Below are 18300 nucleotides of genomic sequence, written 5' to 3'. Positions count from 1 at the left end.
AGATTAACAACTAAATTACATTTGTTAACGTATTTACAAAAGTAAGGTATTCTTAATAATTTTTTAAGCCATTTAATAGTATCAAAAAGTTTCTTAAAATAATCGCCAAATTAATTGCAATACTACTATTGCTATTCATCATTTTGGTATTGATTCTATCTATTCCTGCAGTACAAACTAGTCTAGGAAAATATGCTACCACTAAATTAAATCAACAATTTAAAACTAATATTAACATTGAAAAGGTTGGACTTCAATTTAATGGTGATGTCGAGTTAAAGGGTGTGTTAATTAAAGATTATAAAAAAGATACGTTAATAAGTGCTTCAGAATTAAACACTTCAATTATTAGCTTTAAAAACATATATGAAGGCAAACTTAATTTAGGAGATATTAATCTTGATGATTTGGTGTTTAATGTAGTTAAATACCAAGGAGAAACTGATACCAATTTAGATGTATTTGTTGCAAGGTTTAATGATGATAACCCTAGAACAAATAAAAGCGAATTTTTATTATCCTCCAGCGATGTCACTATTAATAACGGAACTTTTAGGTTAATAGATAAAAATAAAGAAACACCACAAATACTTAGGTTTGACAAAATAAATCTAAACGGAACCAATTTTGTTATAGATGGAAGCAATGTTACTTCCCGTATAAATACTCTACAATTTGTTGATAGTCGTGGATTAAAATTAGAAAATTTAATATCTGACTTTTCGTACACCTTAACTCAAATGAGATTTGATAATTTAAGTTTAAAAACTAAAGAATCTTTTATAACAGGTGATTTGGTTTTTGATTATACAAGAGAAGACTTTAAAGAGTTTGAAGATAAGGTTTTAGTTTCTGCTAATTTTACAGAAGGAAGTGTGTTGTTGGATGAATTAAATGTATTTTATAACGAATTTGGTGTCAATCAGCGTGCCAATTTTAGCACTAAAATATCTGGAACTTTAAATAACTTAACTACGCAAGACCTAGATCTTCAAACTAATAGAAATACCACCATTAGAGGGACTATTAATTTTAAAAATTTATTTAATAGCCAAGACAATAATTTTGCAATGCATGGTAATTTTCAAAAACTATCTTCTAATTACAAAGACCTTAAAGCGTTGTTACCAAATGTGTTAGGCGAGTCTATTCCTTCAATATTTGATAAACTTGGTGATTTTAGCGCTACAGGTACCTCTAACATCACTCCAAGCAATATCAAAGCCGATTTAGAAATAAACACCAATTTAGGGTTTATTAAATCTAATTTAGACATGTATAATGTTGGTAACATAGATTATGCATCTTATAAAGGTAATTTAATTTTAGACGAGTTTAATTTAGGTAAAATGTTAGACGATCCTAAGTTAGGTACAACCTCTTTAAATGTAGATGTGGATGGTGTTGGATTTAAAAAAGAAAACCTTTCAACACAATTAAAAGGGGATATTTATAATATTAAATATAATAATTATAACTATCAAAATATAGCTGTTAATGGGCAGTATAAGCAACGTAAGTTTAATGGTAAATTAGTCTCAAACGATAAAAATCTAAAGCTAGAATTTAATGGTTTAGCAGATTTGTCCAAAAACATAAATACTTTTGACTTTGTAGCTAATGTAAATTATGCCAATCTTAAAGCATTAAATTTTTATAATAGAGATGAGCAGTCAGAATTTACAGGTATTGTAGACATGAAAATGCAAGCGACTAATATTGATGATGCTATAGGAAGTATTAGTTTTAAAAATACAATTTACAAAAACGAAAATGATACTTATGTCTTTAAAGATTTTGCTATAAGCTCTGAGTTTTTTGAAAATGAAAGACTTATTAAAGTAAATTCTCCAGACATTATAGAAGGACAAATTAACGGAAACTTCAAGTTTAAAGATATAGATGTCCTTTTTGAAAACTCGTTAAAAAGCATGTATACTAATTATGTGCCCAACCAAACAATTGATAACCAATACTTAGAATTTAATTTTAAAATTTATAATAAAATAGTCGAAGTCTTTTTACCAGAAGTAGAATTAGGTACTAACACCTTTATTAAAGGGCGTGTAGAGAGTAATGAAAAGGCGTTTAAGCTTACTTTTAAGTCCCCAAAAATAAAGTTACTAGATTATTTTGCAGAAACTATAGAATTGCAAGTAGACAATAATAATCCATTATTTAATACTTATGTAGAAGTTGATAGTGTGTACACCAAACATTACAATATTTCTAAGTTTAATTTAATTAATGTAACACTTAATGATACATTATTTATGCGTTCAGAGTTTAAAGGTGGTAAAAGCAATAATGATATTTTTAATTTAAGTTTTTACCACACTATAAATAAAGACAATTTATCTGTTGTAGGTTTTAAAAAGAGTGATGTTACCTTTAAAAACAATAAGTGGTTTGTAAATGAAGACAAAAACAAGTTAAATAAAATAATTTTTGATAGAGATTTTAAAGACTTTAAAATTGAAGAGCTAGTCATGAATCATGAAAATGAAGAAATTAAACTAGCAGGAGTGGTCAGGGATTCAACCTATAAAGATTTAAAACTCAACTTTAAAGATGTTGACTTAAATAAAATAGTTCCTGATGTAGAAAAACTAACCTTAGCAGGAAATATTAACGGTAAACTTGATATCCTTCAGCAAAATGGTAACTATTTACCAAACTCTTCAATTACTATAGATAATTTAGAAGTTAACCAGACGTTTCTTGGGTCTTTTGATGCAAAAATTACAGGAAACGCGACACTATCTAATTACATTGTAGATGCAAAAATTAAGGATGATAGCACTAATTCTTTCACAGCTAAAGGAAATATTAATACCAATAATGGTAATGCCTTAATTGATGTAGATTTAGCCTTTAATAATTTTAGTTTACAAATATTAAATCCCTTTTTAGATGGAGTTTTAAGCAATATTAGAGGTGATGTGTACGGAACAGCCAAAGTAATAGGCAATCTAGATAAACCAAACTTTAATGGCCAATTAAATATAAATAATGGTGGTTTGGGTGTTCCTTATTTAAATGTTGATTATGCCTTCCAGGATAAGGCTTCTGTAACACTAAAAAATCAATCCTTTATTTTTAATACAATTAATATAACAGATACTAAAGAAAACTCTAAAGGTGTGTTAGATGGAAGTATTAGCCATACAAATTTTTCTAAATGGAAATTAGATTTAAATTTAGAAACGCCACGCTTATTAGTTTTAGATACACAAGAAACAGAAGAATCATTATACTACGGAACCGGTTTTGTCGGTGGATCTGCATCTATTTATGGACCTTCAGAAAGTTTAAGTATTAATGTTATTGGCGAAACTAAAAAAGGAACCATTTTTAAAATCCCTTTAAATGATAACGAATCTTTTGGTGATAATTCTATTATATACTTTTTAAGTCCAGAAGAAAAACAAGCGCAAGAGGATGGTGTAGAACTAGAGACTGAAGTTGAAACTGGTTTAGATTTAAATTTTGAATTAGATGTTACCCAAGATGCAGAAATAGAAATATTAATAGATAAAACTTCTGGAAGTACCATTAAAGGTAGAGGAGTAGGTGGTTTGTTAATTGAAATAAACACCAATAATAAATTTGATATGTATGGTGATTTTGTGGTGTATGAAGGCGTTTATAACTTTTTATATGGTGGCGTTATCCAGAAAAAATTTATTGTAGAACCTTATGTTAGTAATTTAGCATGGAATGGTCCTCCAATGGATGCTATTATTGACATTAAGGCTAAGTACGTTACTCGTGCAAATCCATCACCTTTATTAGACAATTCAATAAACAGAAGTATTCCTGTAGAATTAACCTTAGAGTTGTCAGACCGATTAGAAAGACCAGAAATTAATTACGAGTTTAATTTTCCTAACACCAGCTCGACCATTAGATCAGAGATAGATTATCGTTTAGATTCTAAAGAAGAAAAAGAAAGTCAAGCTTTATTTCTAATTGCTACTGGTGCTTTTAGTAGTGGACTTAACGATATTAACTTTACTGGAACATTAACCGAGCGTTTAAATGGCTTAGTAAATAATCTACTATCTAGTGGTGATGGTAAGTTTAATATTGGTGTAAATTTTGAAGCTGGTCAAAACCGACCAGATTTCCAAACAGATAACCGTGTTGGATTAACACTACAAACCAAGATTTCAGACCGTGTTTTAATAAACGGAAAAGTTGGTGTTCCGGTTGGCGGTTTAGGAGATTCGGTTATAGCTGGAGATGTTCAGGTAGATTTTTTATTAAATGAAGAAGGTACACTTACTGCAAAAGTATTTAATAGAGAAAACAATATTAGAAACTTCGGTGAAGAAATTGGTTACACACAAGGTGTTGGTTTGTCATATAGTGTATCCTTTGACACGTTTGGTGAGCTGTTACGTAAAATATTCAATCCAGAAAAAGATAACGAAAGCCAAGAAATTCAGGAAGATGAAAACCCTAATTCTAACACAGAAAATAACTCTCCTTTTCCTGACGATATGAGTTTTAAAAAAGAGTAAATTCTAACTTATAATTTATCGTTTTATACCATTTAATACCCTGTTTTTTATTAAGTTATTAACGAAAACGTTATAGTTTTTTGCATGTCGTTAAATTTTAGCAAAAGCCTTGTTAAATCTAAATTTTCTTTAGTAGTTTTACTTTATTAAGTAAAAATACATGTCAAAAAATATAAAGAAAATAGCAGTAATGACTTCTGGTGGAGATGCACCAGGAATGAATGCTGCAATCCGTTCTGTAGCCAGAACATGTGCCTACTATAATATTGAATGTGTAGGTATATATAGAGGTTATGAAGGAATGATAGAAGGAGACTTTATCGAGCTTACCGCACGTAATGTAAAAGGTATTATTAATAAAGGCGGAACGGTTTTAAAATCTGCAAGATCTAAAGAGTTTCGTACTAAAGAAGGTCGTCAAAAAGCATATGATGCGTTAAAAGCAGCAAATGTTGATGCATTAGTCACTATTGGTGGAGATGGTACGTTTACAGGAGCCTTAATTTTTAATCAAGAATTTAACTTCCCAGTAATGGGTATTCCAGGTACTATCGATAATGATATTTTTGGTACTTCTCACACTTTAGGTTACGATACTGCTTTAAATACTGTAGTTGAAGCAATTGATAAAATTAGAGATACTGCTAGTTCTCATAACCGATTGTTTTTTGTTGAAGTAATGGGACGTGATGTCGGACATATTGCTTTAAATGTTGGTGTCGGAGCTGGAGCTGAAGAAATTTTAATTCCTGAGGAAGATCTAGGGTTAGACCGATTATTAGAATCGTTAAGACGAAGTAAAAAATCAGGTAAATCATCAAGTATTGTAGTTGTTGCTGAAGGCGATAAGATTGGTAAAAACGTTTTCGAACTTAAGGATTACGTTGAAGAAAACATGACCGAATACGAAGTTCGTGTTTCTGTACTTGGACATATGCAACGTGGTGGTTCTCCATCTTGTTTTGATCGTGTGTTAGCTAGTAGAATGGGAGTAAAAGCAGTAGAAAGCTTATTAGAAGGTAAATCTAACTATATGGTTGGATTACTTAATGATAAAATAGATTTAACTCCTTTAGAACAAGCAGTTAAAGGTAAATCAAAAATAAACGAAGAATTAATCCGTGTGTCAGATATCATGACCACATAATATCAATAGAATTAACTAAAATAAAAATATGTCAACATTAAAATTAGGAATTAACGGATTTGGTAGAATTGGTCGTATCGTGTTTAGAGCGACAGTAAAACGTAACGACGTAGATGTGGTTGCAATTAACGATTTGTTAGATGTAGAGCATTTAGCGTATTTATTAGAATACGATTCTGTCCATGGAAGATTTGACGGAACTATCGAAGTAAAAGATGGTAATCTTGTAGTCGATGGTAAAACTATTAGAATTACTGCAGAAAGAGACCCTAAAAACTTAAAATGGGATGAAGCAGGAGTAGATGTAGTTGCAGAATGTACAGGTATCTTTACAACTCTTGAAACAGCTAACTATCATATTGAAGGTGGTGCTAAAAAAGTAGTGATTTCTGCACCTAGTAAAGATGCACCAATGTTTGTAATGGGTGTGAATGATGATAAATTAACAGCATCAGATACTATAGTATCTAATGCCTCTTGTACAACTAACTGTTTAGCGCCTTTAGCAAAAGTTATTGAAGATAACTTTGGAATTGAAGAAGCGTTAATGACAACTATCCACGCAGCAACTTCAACACAGTTTACTGTAGATGCTCCTTCACGTAAAAATTACCGTTTAGGTCGTAGTGCTTTAAATAATATTATTCCAACGTCTACAGGTGCTGCAAAAGCAGTAGGTAAAGTTATTCCTGAATTAGACGGAAAATTAACAGGAATGGCATTTAGAGTACCAACTGTAGATGTATCTGTTGTAGATTTAACAGTTAAAACTAAAAAAGAAACGTCTTTAGCAGAAATTAAAGCAGCAATGAAAAAAGCAGCTGATGGAAGCATGAAAGGGGTTTTAGGGTATACAGAGGATGCAGTAGTATCTCAAGATTTTGTTAGCGAAGTTAGAACTAGTGTATTTGATGCAGATTCTGCTATCGAGTTAAACTCGACCTTCTTCAAGTTAGTATCTTGGTATGATAACGAGTTTGGTTACTCTAACAAATTAGTGGATTTAGCTCAAAAAGTAAATGCTTTATAAGCTATACTTTATATTATAATATTTAGCACAGTAAAATGCATATTTTAATTCATTTTACTGTGCTTTTTTTTATCTTTCCATAAATATTTATAAAATGATTTTAGTTGTTGATAGTGGTTCTACAAAATGCGATTGGATTGCAGTAGATAAAAATGGTAACCAATTGCTTGAAAAAATCCGTACCAAAGGATTAAATCCTGCAATAATTTCTGAAAAGAAAATAAAAAAGATTTTAAAAAAGAGTAAACCATTAAAAGAAAATAAGGATATAGTTACTCATGTTTTTTTCTATGGAGCTGGTTGTGGTACAGAAAACCCGCGCTTAATGCTAAAAGTTGTTTTACAGGAGTTTTTTCCAAATGCAGATGTGTTAGTTGATGAAGACACTATGGCAGCAGTCTATGCCACAATAAATACTCCAGATGAAGCTGCTGTAGTCTGTATTATGGGTACAGGATCTAATTGTAGTTATTTTGATGGTAAACAACTACATCAACGTGTTAAATCTTTAGGATACACAATCATGGATGATGCTTCTGGTAACTACTATGGTAAGGAATTATTACGTGATTACTATTTTAATCACATGCCAGAAGAAATAAAAATTGCTTTTGCAGATAAGTATAATTTAGAAGCAGATTACATAAAATACAACCTCTACAAGCAACCTAACCCAAATGCGTATTTAGCTCAATTTGCAGAGTTTATGATATTAAATAAGGACTCTAAATATATTGTAGAGCTCATAAAATCTGGTATAAGACGCTTTGCTAAAAACATGATTTTACAATATAAAGAAGAGTTAAAAACAGTACCTGTACATTTTGCTGGTTCAATTGCATTTTTCTGTCAAGATGAAATCAAAGCAGTCGCTAAAGAATTAGGATTTCAAGTTGGAAATTTTGAAAGACGACCTATTGAAGGTTTGGTAGCCTTTCATACTAAAGCTATAGATTAAATGGAAATAGCAATTATTGCACATGATGGTAAAAAAGCAGAAATGGTTCAGTTTTTAAATGAACATAAAGACATTTTACTGCAAAAAAGAATCTCATTAGTATCTACAGGAACCACTGGAAAAAAAGTCAAAAAAGCAGGTTTTGAGGTGCTAAGAATGTTGTCGGGACCTTTAGGTGGTGATGCACAAATTGCTGCACGTGTTGCAGAAGGAAAATGTAATATGGTGATATTTTTTAGAGATCCCTTAGAAAAACACCCTCATGAACCTGATGTGTTAATGTTGATGAGACTTTGTGATGTACATGATGTACCACTTGCTACAAATTTAGCAACTGCAGAACTATTAATAAAAGCTATTTAACAGCAATCATACTAATTTCTACATTAACAAATTTAGGTAAATTAGCCACTTCTACAGTTTCTCTTGCAGGAGCTGTGTCGTCATTAAAATATTGACCATATACCTCATTTATTTGTGAAAAATTATTCATATCACTAATAAATATGGATGTTTTAATGACGTTTTCAAACGTCATATTTGCTGCTTCTAAAACCGCTTTCATATTTTCCATCACTTGCTTGGTTTCTGTTTTAATATCATCTAAAACCAATTCACCTGTTTCAGGGTGTAATGCAATTTGACCAGAAGTATATAAGGTATTTCCTGTTAGAACTGCTTGATTATATGGTCCAATAGGAGCAGGAGCTTTTGTAGTGCTAATTATTTTTTTCATTATTTAAATGTATTTTTTAAAGCTAAAGCAAAATAACTAATTTATATTATAATTGCTCATCTGGTTTACGACGTTGCTCGTATTTTAAGTCTTTTAAGATGTTAGATTTAATTCCTATGAAAAAATTCCAACGGTTATACGTACCAAAAGGTACCCAACTAAAATTCATGCGCCAACTTAACAAGTCACGTTGAAAACGCAATTGAGTTAATCCAAACCCTTTGTTTTTAAAATCGTAGCTAGAAGATCCTCCAATAGACCATTTTGGAGAGATTTCAATATCTCCAGAAAACATTAACGAGTGTGATGAGATTTCGTTTTGACGTTGATTATTAGAATAGTTTAAAGCGTAAGCTATTCTAAAATTCCAAGGTATTTTATAATTATATAATTCGCCTGGTTTTTCTTCCTCTTCATCTTTATTTTTATTATCATCTAAAAACCGCGAATCTGCAAAATCTTCAGACACACCAAATAAATCATCATCTCGACCACCACTTAACAGTCGTTCTTTTTTAGCGTTTTCATTTTCATCTTTAGCACCTAATCCTTTACTATCAAAGCTATAACCCAAAGTAAAGTTAGCGCTAGTCATTCTAAATAAACTTCCACCATTATTAATATTATAGGTGTCTATTTTGTTGTTATTACTATCTAATGCATACGGATCTAAAGTTGCACCAAAATTAATATTCATTTTATTATTAAAAAGCTGCGTACCACCAGTTACCCTTAATGGGCTCCAGTTTAACGAGTCTCCTGCAACATTGTAAGATGTAGAAAAATTTAAATTATTAAGTAATATGATTTTTTTAGGCTCTACTTTAGTGGAGTCTTTATCTCTAACTTTAGCTTCAAAGTTATTAGAAACACCAATTCCTATAGAACTTGAAAAGGTGTTATTAGGGGTTCCAAATAGGTTGTTTTCAAAACGTGTATACTCAGATATAGTAGTACCATCTGCATCTATAACTTCTACGGTGTCATAATAATTATCAAAAGCAGGATTAATATTATAACTTATAGTAGGTCTAATAACATGTCTAATGGCTTGAATTTTTTTGTTTTCCTTGTTTTTATCCAAATTAAACATACCATAAATAGTAGTACCAATACTGGTAGAAAAATTATAAGTTCTAAACGCATCAAAACCAGTTACGTCTTCAGAAACTATAGTTTCTGTTTCTGGATCAAAATATTTGTTAACAGTATTTAGTGTCCAAACTTCATTAAAGTTAGCATTAGCACTCATACTAAAATGCTTAAATATTTTAAAGTTGGTAGTTAGTGGAATGGTATGTTGAGCTCCAATTTTAGCATCGTCAAACATTTCGCTTTTGAAAAAAAACTCTTCTGTGGTTGCTATTCTATTTTCTGCTCTAAGGTTATATTGTAAGTTTATGTTTTGAATAATTCCCTTTTTAGAACCACCTTCTGGAGCAAAAGGAAAAATACGACTAACACTACCTTGTAATGTTGGTAAAGTCATATTTACTGTACCTGTTTGCGTGTTTTGAGAATGAGAAGCTGTAAGATTTAAATTAACTTGAGGTTCTCCCTGAAACGATTTTGAATAGGAAATAGAAGACGCTAACGTATTATTTTGAGTACTTGGTAAGTTAATCTGATTTATAGATTGCTGGTAATAATTACTGCTTCCTAAGTTAACTGAAGCAGAAAATCTTGATGTTGGATTAGCTTTTCCATCTTGAGCATGCGACCACCTAATATTATAAATAGTCGTTTTTGCATAATCAGGAAAACCACGCTCACTAGTAATTAAATTTTCATATCTAAAACCAACGTTTCCGTTAAACTTATAACGTTTTGCATATTTACTTTCTAAACGTAAACCATAACTTCCATTGGTGTAATAATCTCCTAATACTGCTAAATCTACATAGTCGCTAATAGGAAAATAATAACCACCATTTTGTAAAAAATATCCTCTAGTACCATCTTCTCCAAAACTAGGAAAAATGACTCCAGAAGTTCGTTTTTTTGTTAACGGAAAAAATGCAAATGGTAAACCAATTGGTGTTGGCACATCATAGATAAATAAATTAGTTAACCCAGTGATAACTTTGCTTCCTGGAACTAGTTTACCAGTTCTAATTAAAAAGTAATATTCAGGATCGTCTAAATCTTCAGCAGTAGTCGCTTTGGCATTTTTAAGATAGTATACAGAATCGTTTACCTTTTTTGTTACTTCAGATTTAATATTCATTCCGCTTTGTTCCGTCACAGAATTATATATTAATCCTTGTTTAGTTTGAGTATTAAATACAATAGAATCTGGTTCAACTACATTTTCTCCTTGTTTAAAAACTGGACGTTGCGTATACACACCAGAAGTATCAACAATACCTTTAGCATATACCAAATCTTTATTAAAATCTATAATAATATGACCAGCAGTAATATCCATATCTTCATAAAGCACTTGTGCTTCATTATATAGATACATTTTAGATTCTTTTTTCTTATAAGCCATATAATCTGCAGCTTTATAAGATACTGTGCTATTTAGTAAAGGTTTTGGTTTAATAGTGTCTGTTTTGACGCTATCCACTTCTTGTTTAGTGCCAACCAATTCATTAATACTTATAGAGGTAGAGTCTACCTCTTGGGTAACAGGTTCCTCTTTAACATCAACAGCTGGTAATTTTGTGCCTTCTTTGGGAATATCGCCTTGCGCAAAGCTAAAAGTGTTAATAAACACTGTAAAACTCAAGGTAAAAAGTATGTTAAGACTATGTGTACGCAATGCTTTTAAATGTATTTTTGTAAAAGTATGGCTTGGTTTTTGAATTGACAAAACTACATATATTATTTTATGAATGTTTTAATATTCGTTAAAATTTATATATCATACTAAACGTAATAAAAATTGGTTATAATATCTATGCAAACGCACCTATTTAAACTTTTCGTATCCTTTATAATAGTATTAACATTTAGTTGGACTAAAACAGTAAATGCACAAACTAACAACGATAAATTTGTTGTGGTTTTAGATGCAGGACATGGAGGTAAAGATCCTGGCAAAAACACTAAATCTGGTATAAAAGAAAGTGAGATTGCATTAAAAATTGTTTTGGGTGTTGGTAAACTATTAGAGAAAAACCCTGACATAAAAGTAGTTTACACTCGTAAAACAGATGTGTTTATAGATTTATTTAAACGAGGTAAAATAGCAAATGAGGCTAATGCCGATTTATTTGTCTCTATCCATTGTAATGCTCATGATACACAAGCATCTGGTTCTGAAACTTATGTGTTAGGAATTCACAGAAATAAAACCAATTTTGAAGTCGCTAAAGCGGAAAACGAAGTGGTTTTTCTAGAAGATAACTATCAAGAAAACTATAAAGGGTTTGACCCAAATTCTCCAGAGTCGTTTATTGGTTTGTCATTAATGCAAGAAGCTTATTTAGACCAAAGCATCAAACTAGCTAGTTTAATACAAGCCTCTTTTACCAATAAATTAAAAAGAAAAAACAGAGGCGTAAAGCAAGCAGGGTTTATTGTTTTACATCAAACAGTGATGCCTAGTGTGCTAGTAGAGACTGGTTTTGTGACTAATAAAGCTGAAGGAGCCTATTTAAATTCTGCAAAAGGACAAAAAGAGTTATCAAAATCTATTTCTGAAGCTATTTTAAATTATAAATCTGAAGTTGATAAAAATGTAGGAAGTTTGGTTATTGAAGATTCTATAAAAGACACCATTTCTGATGAAGAAAAGCCAATAAAAAATACCGTTTTTAAAATTCAGATAGCAGCAAGTTCTAAAGCATTAGAGCCTAAAGCATACAATTTTAAAGGGCTTAAAGATATTTCTAGAGAAAAATCCGGAAGTTTGTACAAATATTATTTTGGGTATACCTCAGATTATAACAAAGCTCAAAAACTTCAAATTGAAGCTAAAAATAAAGGCTATAAAGATGCTTTTATTGTAGCTTATAAAGACGGAAAACCAATTAAACTGTCAGAAGCTTTAAAAAGCGAAGTTAATTAGACCCATTCTTTTGTAATTTATTTCTAATTTTGTTACGCAACCTAAATTTAGCATTTTGAAATTATCACTAGAAGTTAAAACCGCCATACTTGTCATACTTGGAATCATATTTTTCATTTTTGGATTTAGTTATTTAAAAGGGAATAACATATTTGATTCAAACAATACGTATTATACAGAGTTTGATTATAATGCATTATCTATTTCAGCACCTGTTTCTATTAAAGGAAACACCGTAGGTAAGGTTAAAGAGATTAAATACGATTTTGAATCTGGAAAAACCAGAGTGGCATTTTCTGTAGATAACAATCTAGAATTTTCTAAAAATAGTACCATTAGATTATTTCAAACAGGATTAATGGGTGGAAATGCATTAGCAATAATTCCTGCAAACGATAACCAGATTGCCCAAGATGGCGATTTTATTAAGTCTGAGGTAAAACAGGGCTTAGTCAATAGTCTGACCAACGATTTTTCGCAACTAAGTAATAATTTAGACGGAACATTAAAAACAGTAGATACCTTAATGGGTAATTTAAATGTACTAGTTGCAGACGATTCTGAATCTGGTTTAAAAAACACCTTAGCAGAACTTAATTCTACATTAAAATCCTACAGAGGCTTAGCTTACAATATCAATGATTTAGTGAAAAAAAATGATGAAAATATCACCACTATGGTAGATAATTTTAATCAAACAAGCGCTAATCTTAACTCAATGACCGAAAAGTTAGATAAAGTTGATATTTACAAAACCGTTGCTAATTTAGAAGCTACCTTAAATAACGTTAACAGCCTGCTTGCTAATGTTAAAAATGGTGAAGGCTCACTGGGTAAACTTATGACCGATGATAAACTGTATTCAAATTTAGAAGGAGCTGCCTTACAAATGGAGCAACTTTTAGAAGATATGAAGTTAAATCCTAAACGATATGTGCATTTTTCTTTATTCGGAAAAAAAGCAAAACGTTATGATGCAGACGGAAACGAAATTGAAGAAGATTAAGACCAAAATATAACCACCAAATGGAATACTTACCAAATATACTATTCGCCATAGCACTCGTTTTAGGGATTGGCTATTTTGCAAATAATGTTAGAAAACTAATTAGAAACATAAAACTTGGAAAAGATGTAGATGTTTCAGACAACAAGCCACAACGTTGGAAAAACATGGCATATATTGCATTAGGCCAAAGTAAAATGGTCAAACGTCCTATTGCTGGTTTTTTACACGTCATTGTTTACATTGGATTTGTAATTATCAATATTGAGGTTTTAGAAATAATTATAGATGGTCTATTTGGTACACACAGAATTGGTCATCAAGTATTACCAGAATCTATTTATGGTTTCTTAATTGGTAGTTTTGAGATTTTAGCGGTATTAGTTTTAGTCGCAGTAATTATTTTCTGGTTAAGACGAAATGTTATAAAATTAAAACGCTTCATGAAGGACGAGATGAAGGGTTGGCCAAAATCCGATGGTAATATAATTTTATATTTTGAAGTAGTATTAATGTGTTTGTTTTTAGTAATGAATGCTACAGATACCGTTTTTCAAGGGTATAATTCTGGTAATATTATAAGCCAATTTATAGCACCATGGTTTGATGGTTTCTCTGAAGCTACATTACACACTATAGAGCGTACAGCATGGTGGTTACATATTATAGGAATTTTAGTGTTTTTAAATTATTTATACTTTTCTAAGCATTTACATATTTTATTAGCTTTTCCAAATACGTATTATGGAAAATTAACTCCTCAAGGACAGTTTACTAATAACGAAGCAGTAACCAAAGAGGTGAAGCTTATGATGGATCCTAACGTCGATCCGTTTGCAGCTCCTCCAGAAGGTGCAGAAGCTGCAATGCCAGAAAAGTTTGGAGCTAGTGATGTCCAAGATTTATCATGGGTCAACTTACTAAATGCTTACACTTGTACAGAATGTGGACGTTGTACTAGCGAGTGTCCAGCTAACCAAACAGGTAAAAAGTTATCGCCTCGTAAAATCATGATGGATACCAGAGACCGTTTAGAAGAGGTTGGTAAAAACATTGATGCAAATAAAGGAACCTTTGTAGATGATGGAAAACAACTATTAGACAATTATATTACTAGAGAAGAGCTTTGGGCTTGTACTAGTTGTAATGCTTGTGTAGAGGCTTGTCCAGTTAGCATAGACCCATTAAATATTATCATGGAAATGCGTCGTTATTTAGTCATGGAACAAAGTGCTGCACCAACAGAATTAAATAATATGATGACCAATATAGAAAACAATGGTGCACCTTGGCCTTACAACCAAATGGACAGACTAAATTGGAAAAACGAATAATTAATTAATTAATTGAAATACTACGCTTTAATATTATTAATTTCAATTTTTAGTTTCAATACACTAAAGGCGCAAGATTATAAAAAAGACTCATTACAATTTAAGATTATTACACAAATTAAGTATAAGTCTAGTCAAGTAGAAAGTATCAGTCTTAAAAAAGTGCTTTGCGATTATTGTACAGAAAAACAAACAGAACAATTAGGATTACAAGCTTTAAAATTAGCAGCTTTAGAGCAGGACAATCCAAATAACATAAAAAACAACGGAATCAAATTATTATCCATTTATATCAGGCTTTCAAAAAAAGATTTTAAAGCTATAAATGATTAAACTCTAATTATATGAGCGAACAACTTACAGTGCCAACTATGGCAGAATTTATGGCTCAAGGCAAACAACCAGAAGTATTATTTTGGGTTGGATGTGCTGGAAGCTTTGATGATAGAGCAAAAAAAATAACAAAAGCATTTGTACGTATTCTTAACAAAGCAAATATAGATTTTGCAGTGTTAGGTGCAGAAGAAAGCTGTACAGGTGATCCTGCAAAGCGTTCTGGAAACGAGTTTTTATTCCAAATGCAAGCAGTAACCAATATAGAAGTATTAAATGCTTACGAGGTTAAAAAAATAGTTACAGCGTGTCCGCATTGCTTTAACACATTAAAAAATGAATATCCTGGATTGGGCGGAAATTATGATGTGGTTCACCACACACAATTTTTAAAAGGTTTATTGGATGATGGTCGTATGACTATAGAAGGAGGTCAATTTAAAGGAAAACGTATTACTTTTCACGACCCTTGTTATCTAGGTCGTGCAAATAATGTGTATGAAGCACCAAGAGATTTAATTAGAAAATTAGATGCAGAATTAGTAGAAATGAAATCCTGCAAATCTCGTGGTTTATGTTGTGGAGCTGGTGGTGCGCAAATGTTTAAAGAGCCTGAAAAAGGTAATAAAGACATTAACATAGAGCGTACAGAACAAGCGTTAGATACAAAACCTCAAATTATAGCTGCTGGTTGTCCATTTTGCAATACAATGATGACAGACGGAATTAAAGGTAAAGAAAAAGAAGGTGAAGTAGAAGTAATGGATATTGCAGAATTAATAGCTAATGCACAAGATTTATAAAATTTAATAAAAATGAATAAAACACTAATTACACTAGTCGCTACAGTAGGTTTCGTTACAACATTAAGCGCTCAATCTAAAGAAGATGTTATAGATAAAATAGCACAAGAAACCTGTCAATGTATTGACGCTAAAGGCATAGATATGTCTAAGGAAAACAAAACCAAAATAGAAATGGAATTTGGTTTATGTCTAATTGAATCCTACAATAAAAATAAAAAAGAAGCAGATAAGCATTTTGAAGTGTCTTTATTAGACGAAAGTTCAGTAGAAGGTATTGCAGAATTGGTTGGTATGCAAATGGTAAGCTATTGTCCTAATGTGTTTTCAGTATTTATTGAAGAAGAACTTGAAAATGACAATGCTTATAGTATTGAAGAGGTTACTGGTAAGTTTGTAAGTATGACTACAAACGAGTTTAATACTATTACTATCAAAGATTCTGATACTAACAGAGAACTTAAACTGATTTGGTTAACTTATTTTGAAGGTTCAGATTTATTAAACAACCCTAAAAAGTTAAAAGGTAAAAACGTTAAAGTAGAATTTGAAGAACTAGAGCTTTACGACCCAAAAATTGAAGAATACAGAAATTTTAAAGTAATTTCTAGCTTACAAGAAATGTAATTTTCAATTGTAAAAGCAAACCATTAAAATGACCAACGAAATTTATCTTTTAAACATATCTGGACCAGATAAACCAGGACTAACCTCTACATTAACCAATGTTTTGGCACATTATGGAGCCAAAGTATTAGATATAGGTCAAGCTAATATACATGACACCTTATCGTTAGGGTTTTTATTTGAAATTGATTCTAGCAACAATTCTGCTGCAGTTTTAAAAGATTTATTATTCAAGGCTTACGAATTAGGTGTTAAAGCAAAATTCACTCCTATTTCCTCTGAAGATTACGAGAAATGGGTAGGTTTACAAGGTAAAGACCGCTACATTGTCACTATTCTTGGCGAGCGTTTAACAGCTGAACAAATATCTGAAGTCACTAAAGTAATTTCAGAAAAAAACTTAAATATTGATGCTATTAAGCGTTTAACCGGACGTACTTCATTAATTAAAGAAGAAGAATATCCTAGAGCGTCCATACAATTATCCATTAGAGGAAAAATTGAAAATAAAGCAGAATTTACAGAAAAGTTCATGCAGATATCGCATGATTTAGATGTAGATATCGCCTTTCAAGAAGATAATATTTATCGTAGAAACAGACGCTTGGTTTGTTTTGATATGGATTCTACATTAATTCAAGCAGAAGTTATAGATAAATTAGCAGAATTAGCAGGTGTTGGTGATGAAGTTAAAGCAATTACAGAGTCTGCAATGCAAGGTGAAATTGATTTTAATGAAAGTTTTATAAGACGTATGAAACTTTTAAAAGGTTTAAGCGAAGATGTTTTACATGATGTTGCAGTTAATTTGCCAATAACTAAAGGGGCAAGACGACTAATAGATACCCTAAAAAGTTATGGCTTTAAAACCGCGATTTTATCTGGTGGTTTTACCTATTTTGGTAATTATCTTAAAGAAGAATTAGGTATGGATTATGTCTATGCCAATCAATTAGAAATTAAAGATGGAGTGCTAACAGGTGGCTATATCGGCGACATCGTAGATGGAAACAAAAAAGCAGAATACTTAAAAGAAATCGCAAAAAAAGAAGGTATCAATATTAGTCAAACAATAGCTGTAGGAGATGGTGCTAATGATTTACCAATGCTTAATTTAGCAGGATTAGGTATTGCATTTCATGCCAAACCAAAGGTAAAAGATAATGCGCAAAGTTCTATCTCAAGTATTGGTTTAGATGGTGTGTTATATTTGTTGGGTTATCACGACAGACACATAGATTTATTAGAATAAAACAAAACACATGTTAGTAGATTTTAACACCTTACCAGAAACTTCCAGAGTGTGGATTTATCAAGCTAATCGCTCGTTTTCTGATGCAGAATTAGTAGAGATTAAAAGCAAACTAGATACTTTTATCGAAGGATGGACAGCTCATGGAAGTAATTTAAAAGCTGGTTATGATATTAGGTACAAACGATTTATAATTATCGCACTGGACCAAGAACTTAATGTGGCAACAGGGTGTAGCATAGATGCTTCTGTAACATTTATTCAGCAATTAGAGAAAGATTATAATGTAGATTTATTAGATAAGATGAATGTGTCCTATAAGCAAGGTGAATTTGTAGCACATAAAACTTTAACTGATTTCAGAAAAATGGCTAAAGACAAAGCAGTCTCTAAAAACACTATTGTTTTTAATAATTTAGTGACTAATATTAGTGAGTTAAATGAAAGTTGGGAAGTACCAGCTAGCGAGAGTTGGCACAATCGTTTTTTAAACTAATGTGTTTACAACAACCTTTATAATTCTATCTTAA

At 31.1% G+C, this 18300-nt stretch carries 15 protein-coding genes; 13 read left to right on the top strand and 2 right to left on the bottom strand.

Annotation, left to right across the window (positions count from 1 at the left end):
• Positions 1–128 precede the first annotated feature (128 nt).
• From LY08_RS05220 to LY08_RS05200, 5 genes are all read left to right on the top strand, one after another.
• The gene (locus tag LY08_RS05220) at positions 129–4526 is read left to right on the top strand and encodes a translocation/assembly module TamB domain-containing protein (RefSeq protein WP_111659398.1); all 4398 of its coding nucleotides are present in this window, start codon (positions 129–131) and stop codon (positions 4524–4526) included.
• 160 nt (positions 4527–4686) lie between these two features.
• A complete protein-coding gene (gene pfkA / locus LY08_RS05215; RefSeq protein WP_111659397.1) occupies positions 4687–5673 on the top strand; it encodes a 6-phosphofructokinase in 987 nt (328 codons plus the stop codon).
• A 28-nt stretch (positions 5674–5701) separates the two neighbouring features.
• Complete coding sequence (gap, locus tag LY08_RS05210; protein ID WP_111659396.1) at positions 5702–6703, top strand: type I glyceraldehyde-3-phosphate dehydrogenase; 1002 nt, start codon at positions 5702–5704, stop codon at positions 6701–6703.
• A gap of 94 nt (positions 6704–6797) precedes the next feature.
• On the top strand, positions 6798–7661 hold the full coding sequence (locus LY08_RS05205; protein WP_111659395.1) for an N-acetylglucosamine kinase: 864 nt from the start codon (positions 6798–6800) through the stop codon (positions 7659–7661).
• Positions 7662–8024 carry a methylglyoxal synthase gene (locus tag LY08_RS05200; RefSeq protein WP_111659394.1) on the top strand — a complete coding sequence of 121 codons (363 nt, stop codon included), beginning with the start codon at positions 7662–7664 and terminating at the stop codon, positions 8022–8024.
• On the opposite strand, the gene LY08_RS05195 is transcribed toward LY08_RS05200, so the two are convergent.
• Both LY08_RS05195 and LY08_RS05190 read right to left on the bottom strand, forming a co-directional pair.
• Complete coding sequence (locus LY08_RS05195; RefSeq protein ID WP_111659393.1) at positions 8017–8397, bottom strand: RidA family protein; 381 nt, start codon at positions 8395–8397, stop codon at positions 8017–8019. The genes LY08_RS05200 and LY08_RS05195 overlap by 8 nt on opposite strands.
• Positions 8398–8443: 46 nt before the next feature.
• Positions 8444–11215 carry a putative LPS assembly protein LptD gene (locus LY08_RS05190; protein WP_111659392.1) on the bottom strand — a complete coding sequence of 924 codons (2772 nt, stop codon included), beginning with the start codon at positions 11213–11215 and terminating at the stop codon, positions 8444–8446.
• Positions 11216–11302: 87 nt separating this feature from the next.
• On the opposite strand from LY08_RS05190, the gene LY08_RS05185 reads away from it, so the two are divergent.
• Genes LY08_RS05185 through LY08_RS05150 form a run of 8 tightly spaced genes read left to right on the top strand, consistent with a single transcriptional unit; the run spans position 11303 to position 18266 of the window.
• Positions 11303–12415 carry an N-acetylmuramoyl-L-alanine amidase family protein gene (locus LY08_RS05185; RefSeq protein WP_111659391.1) on the top strand — a complete coding sequence of 371 codons (1113 nt, stop codon included), beginning with the start codon at positions 11303–11305 and terminating at the stop codon, positions 12413–12415.
• A gap of 55 nt (positions 12416–12470) precedes the next feature.
• Complete coding sequence (locus LY08_RS05180) at positions 12471–13421, top strand: MlaD family protein (RefSeq protein WP_111659390.1); 951 nt, start codon at positions 12471–12473, stop codon at positions 13419–13421.
• A 20-nt stretch (positions 13422–13441) separates the two neighbouring features.
• Complete coding sequence (locus LY08_RS05175) at positions 13442–14755, top strand: (Fe-S)-binding protein (RefSeq protein ID WP_111659389.1); 1314 nt, start codon at positions 13442–13444, stop codon at positions 14753–14755.
• 12 nt (positions 14756–14767) lie between these two features.
• Entirely contained in the window at positions 14768–15088 is a 321-nt protein-coding gene (locus LY08_RS05170; protein ID WP_245907556.1) for a hypothetical protein, read from the top strand.
• Between the two features lie 11 nt (positions 15089–15099).
• A complete protein-coding gene (locus tag LY08_RS05165) occupies positions 15100–15891 on the top strand; it encodes a (Fe-S)-binding protein (protein WP_111659388.1) in 792 nt (263 codons plus the stop codon).
• 12 nt (positions 15892–15903) lie between these two features.
• On the top strand, positions 15904–16518 hold the full coding sequence (locus tag LY08_RS05160) for a hypothetical protein (protein ID WP_111659387.1): 615 nt from the start codon (positions 15904–15906) through the stop codon (positions 16516–16518).
• A gap of 28 nt (positions 16519–16546) precedes the next feature.
• Positions 16547–17770: a phosphoserine phosphatase SerB gene (gene serB / locus LY08_RS05155; RefSeq protein WP_111659386.1), complete on the top strand. Its 1224-nt coding sequence runs from the start codon at positions 16547–16549 to the stop codon at positions 17768–17770.
• 10 nt (positions 17771–17780) lie between these two features.
• Positions 17781–18266: an ABC transporter ATPase gene (locus LY08_RS05150; RefSeq protein ID WP_111659385.1), complete on the top strand. Its 486-nt coding sequence runs from the start codon at positions 17781–17783 to the stop codon at positions 18264–18266.
• The last annotated feature ends 34 nt before the right edge of the window (positions 18267–18300 follow it).

This window comes from Olleya aquimaris (genome assembly GCF_003259525.1).
GTDB lineage: Bacteria > Bacteroidota > Bacteroidia > Flavobacteriales > Flavobacteriaceae > Olleya > Olleya aquimaris.
Note: the sequence above shows the minus strand (reverse complement) of the source record. Positions and strands in the feature narration are given on the sequence as shown.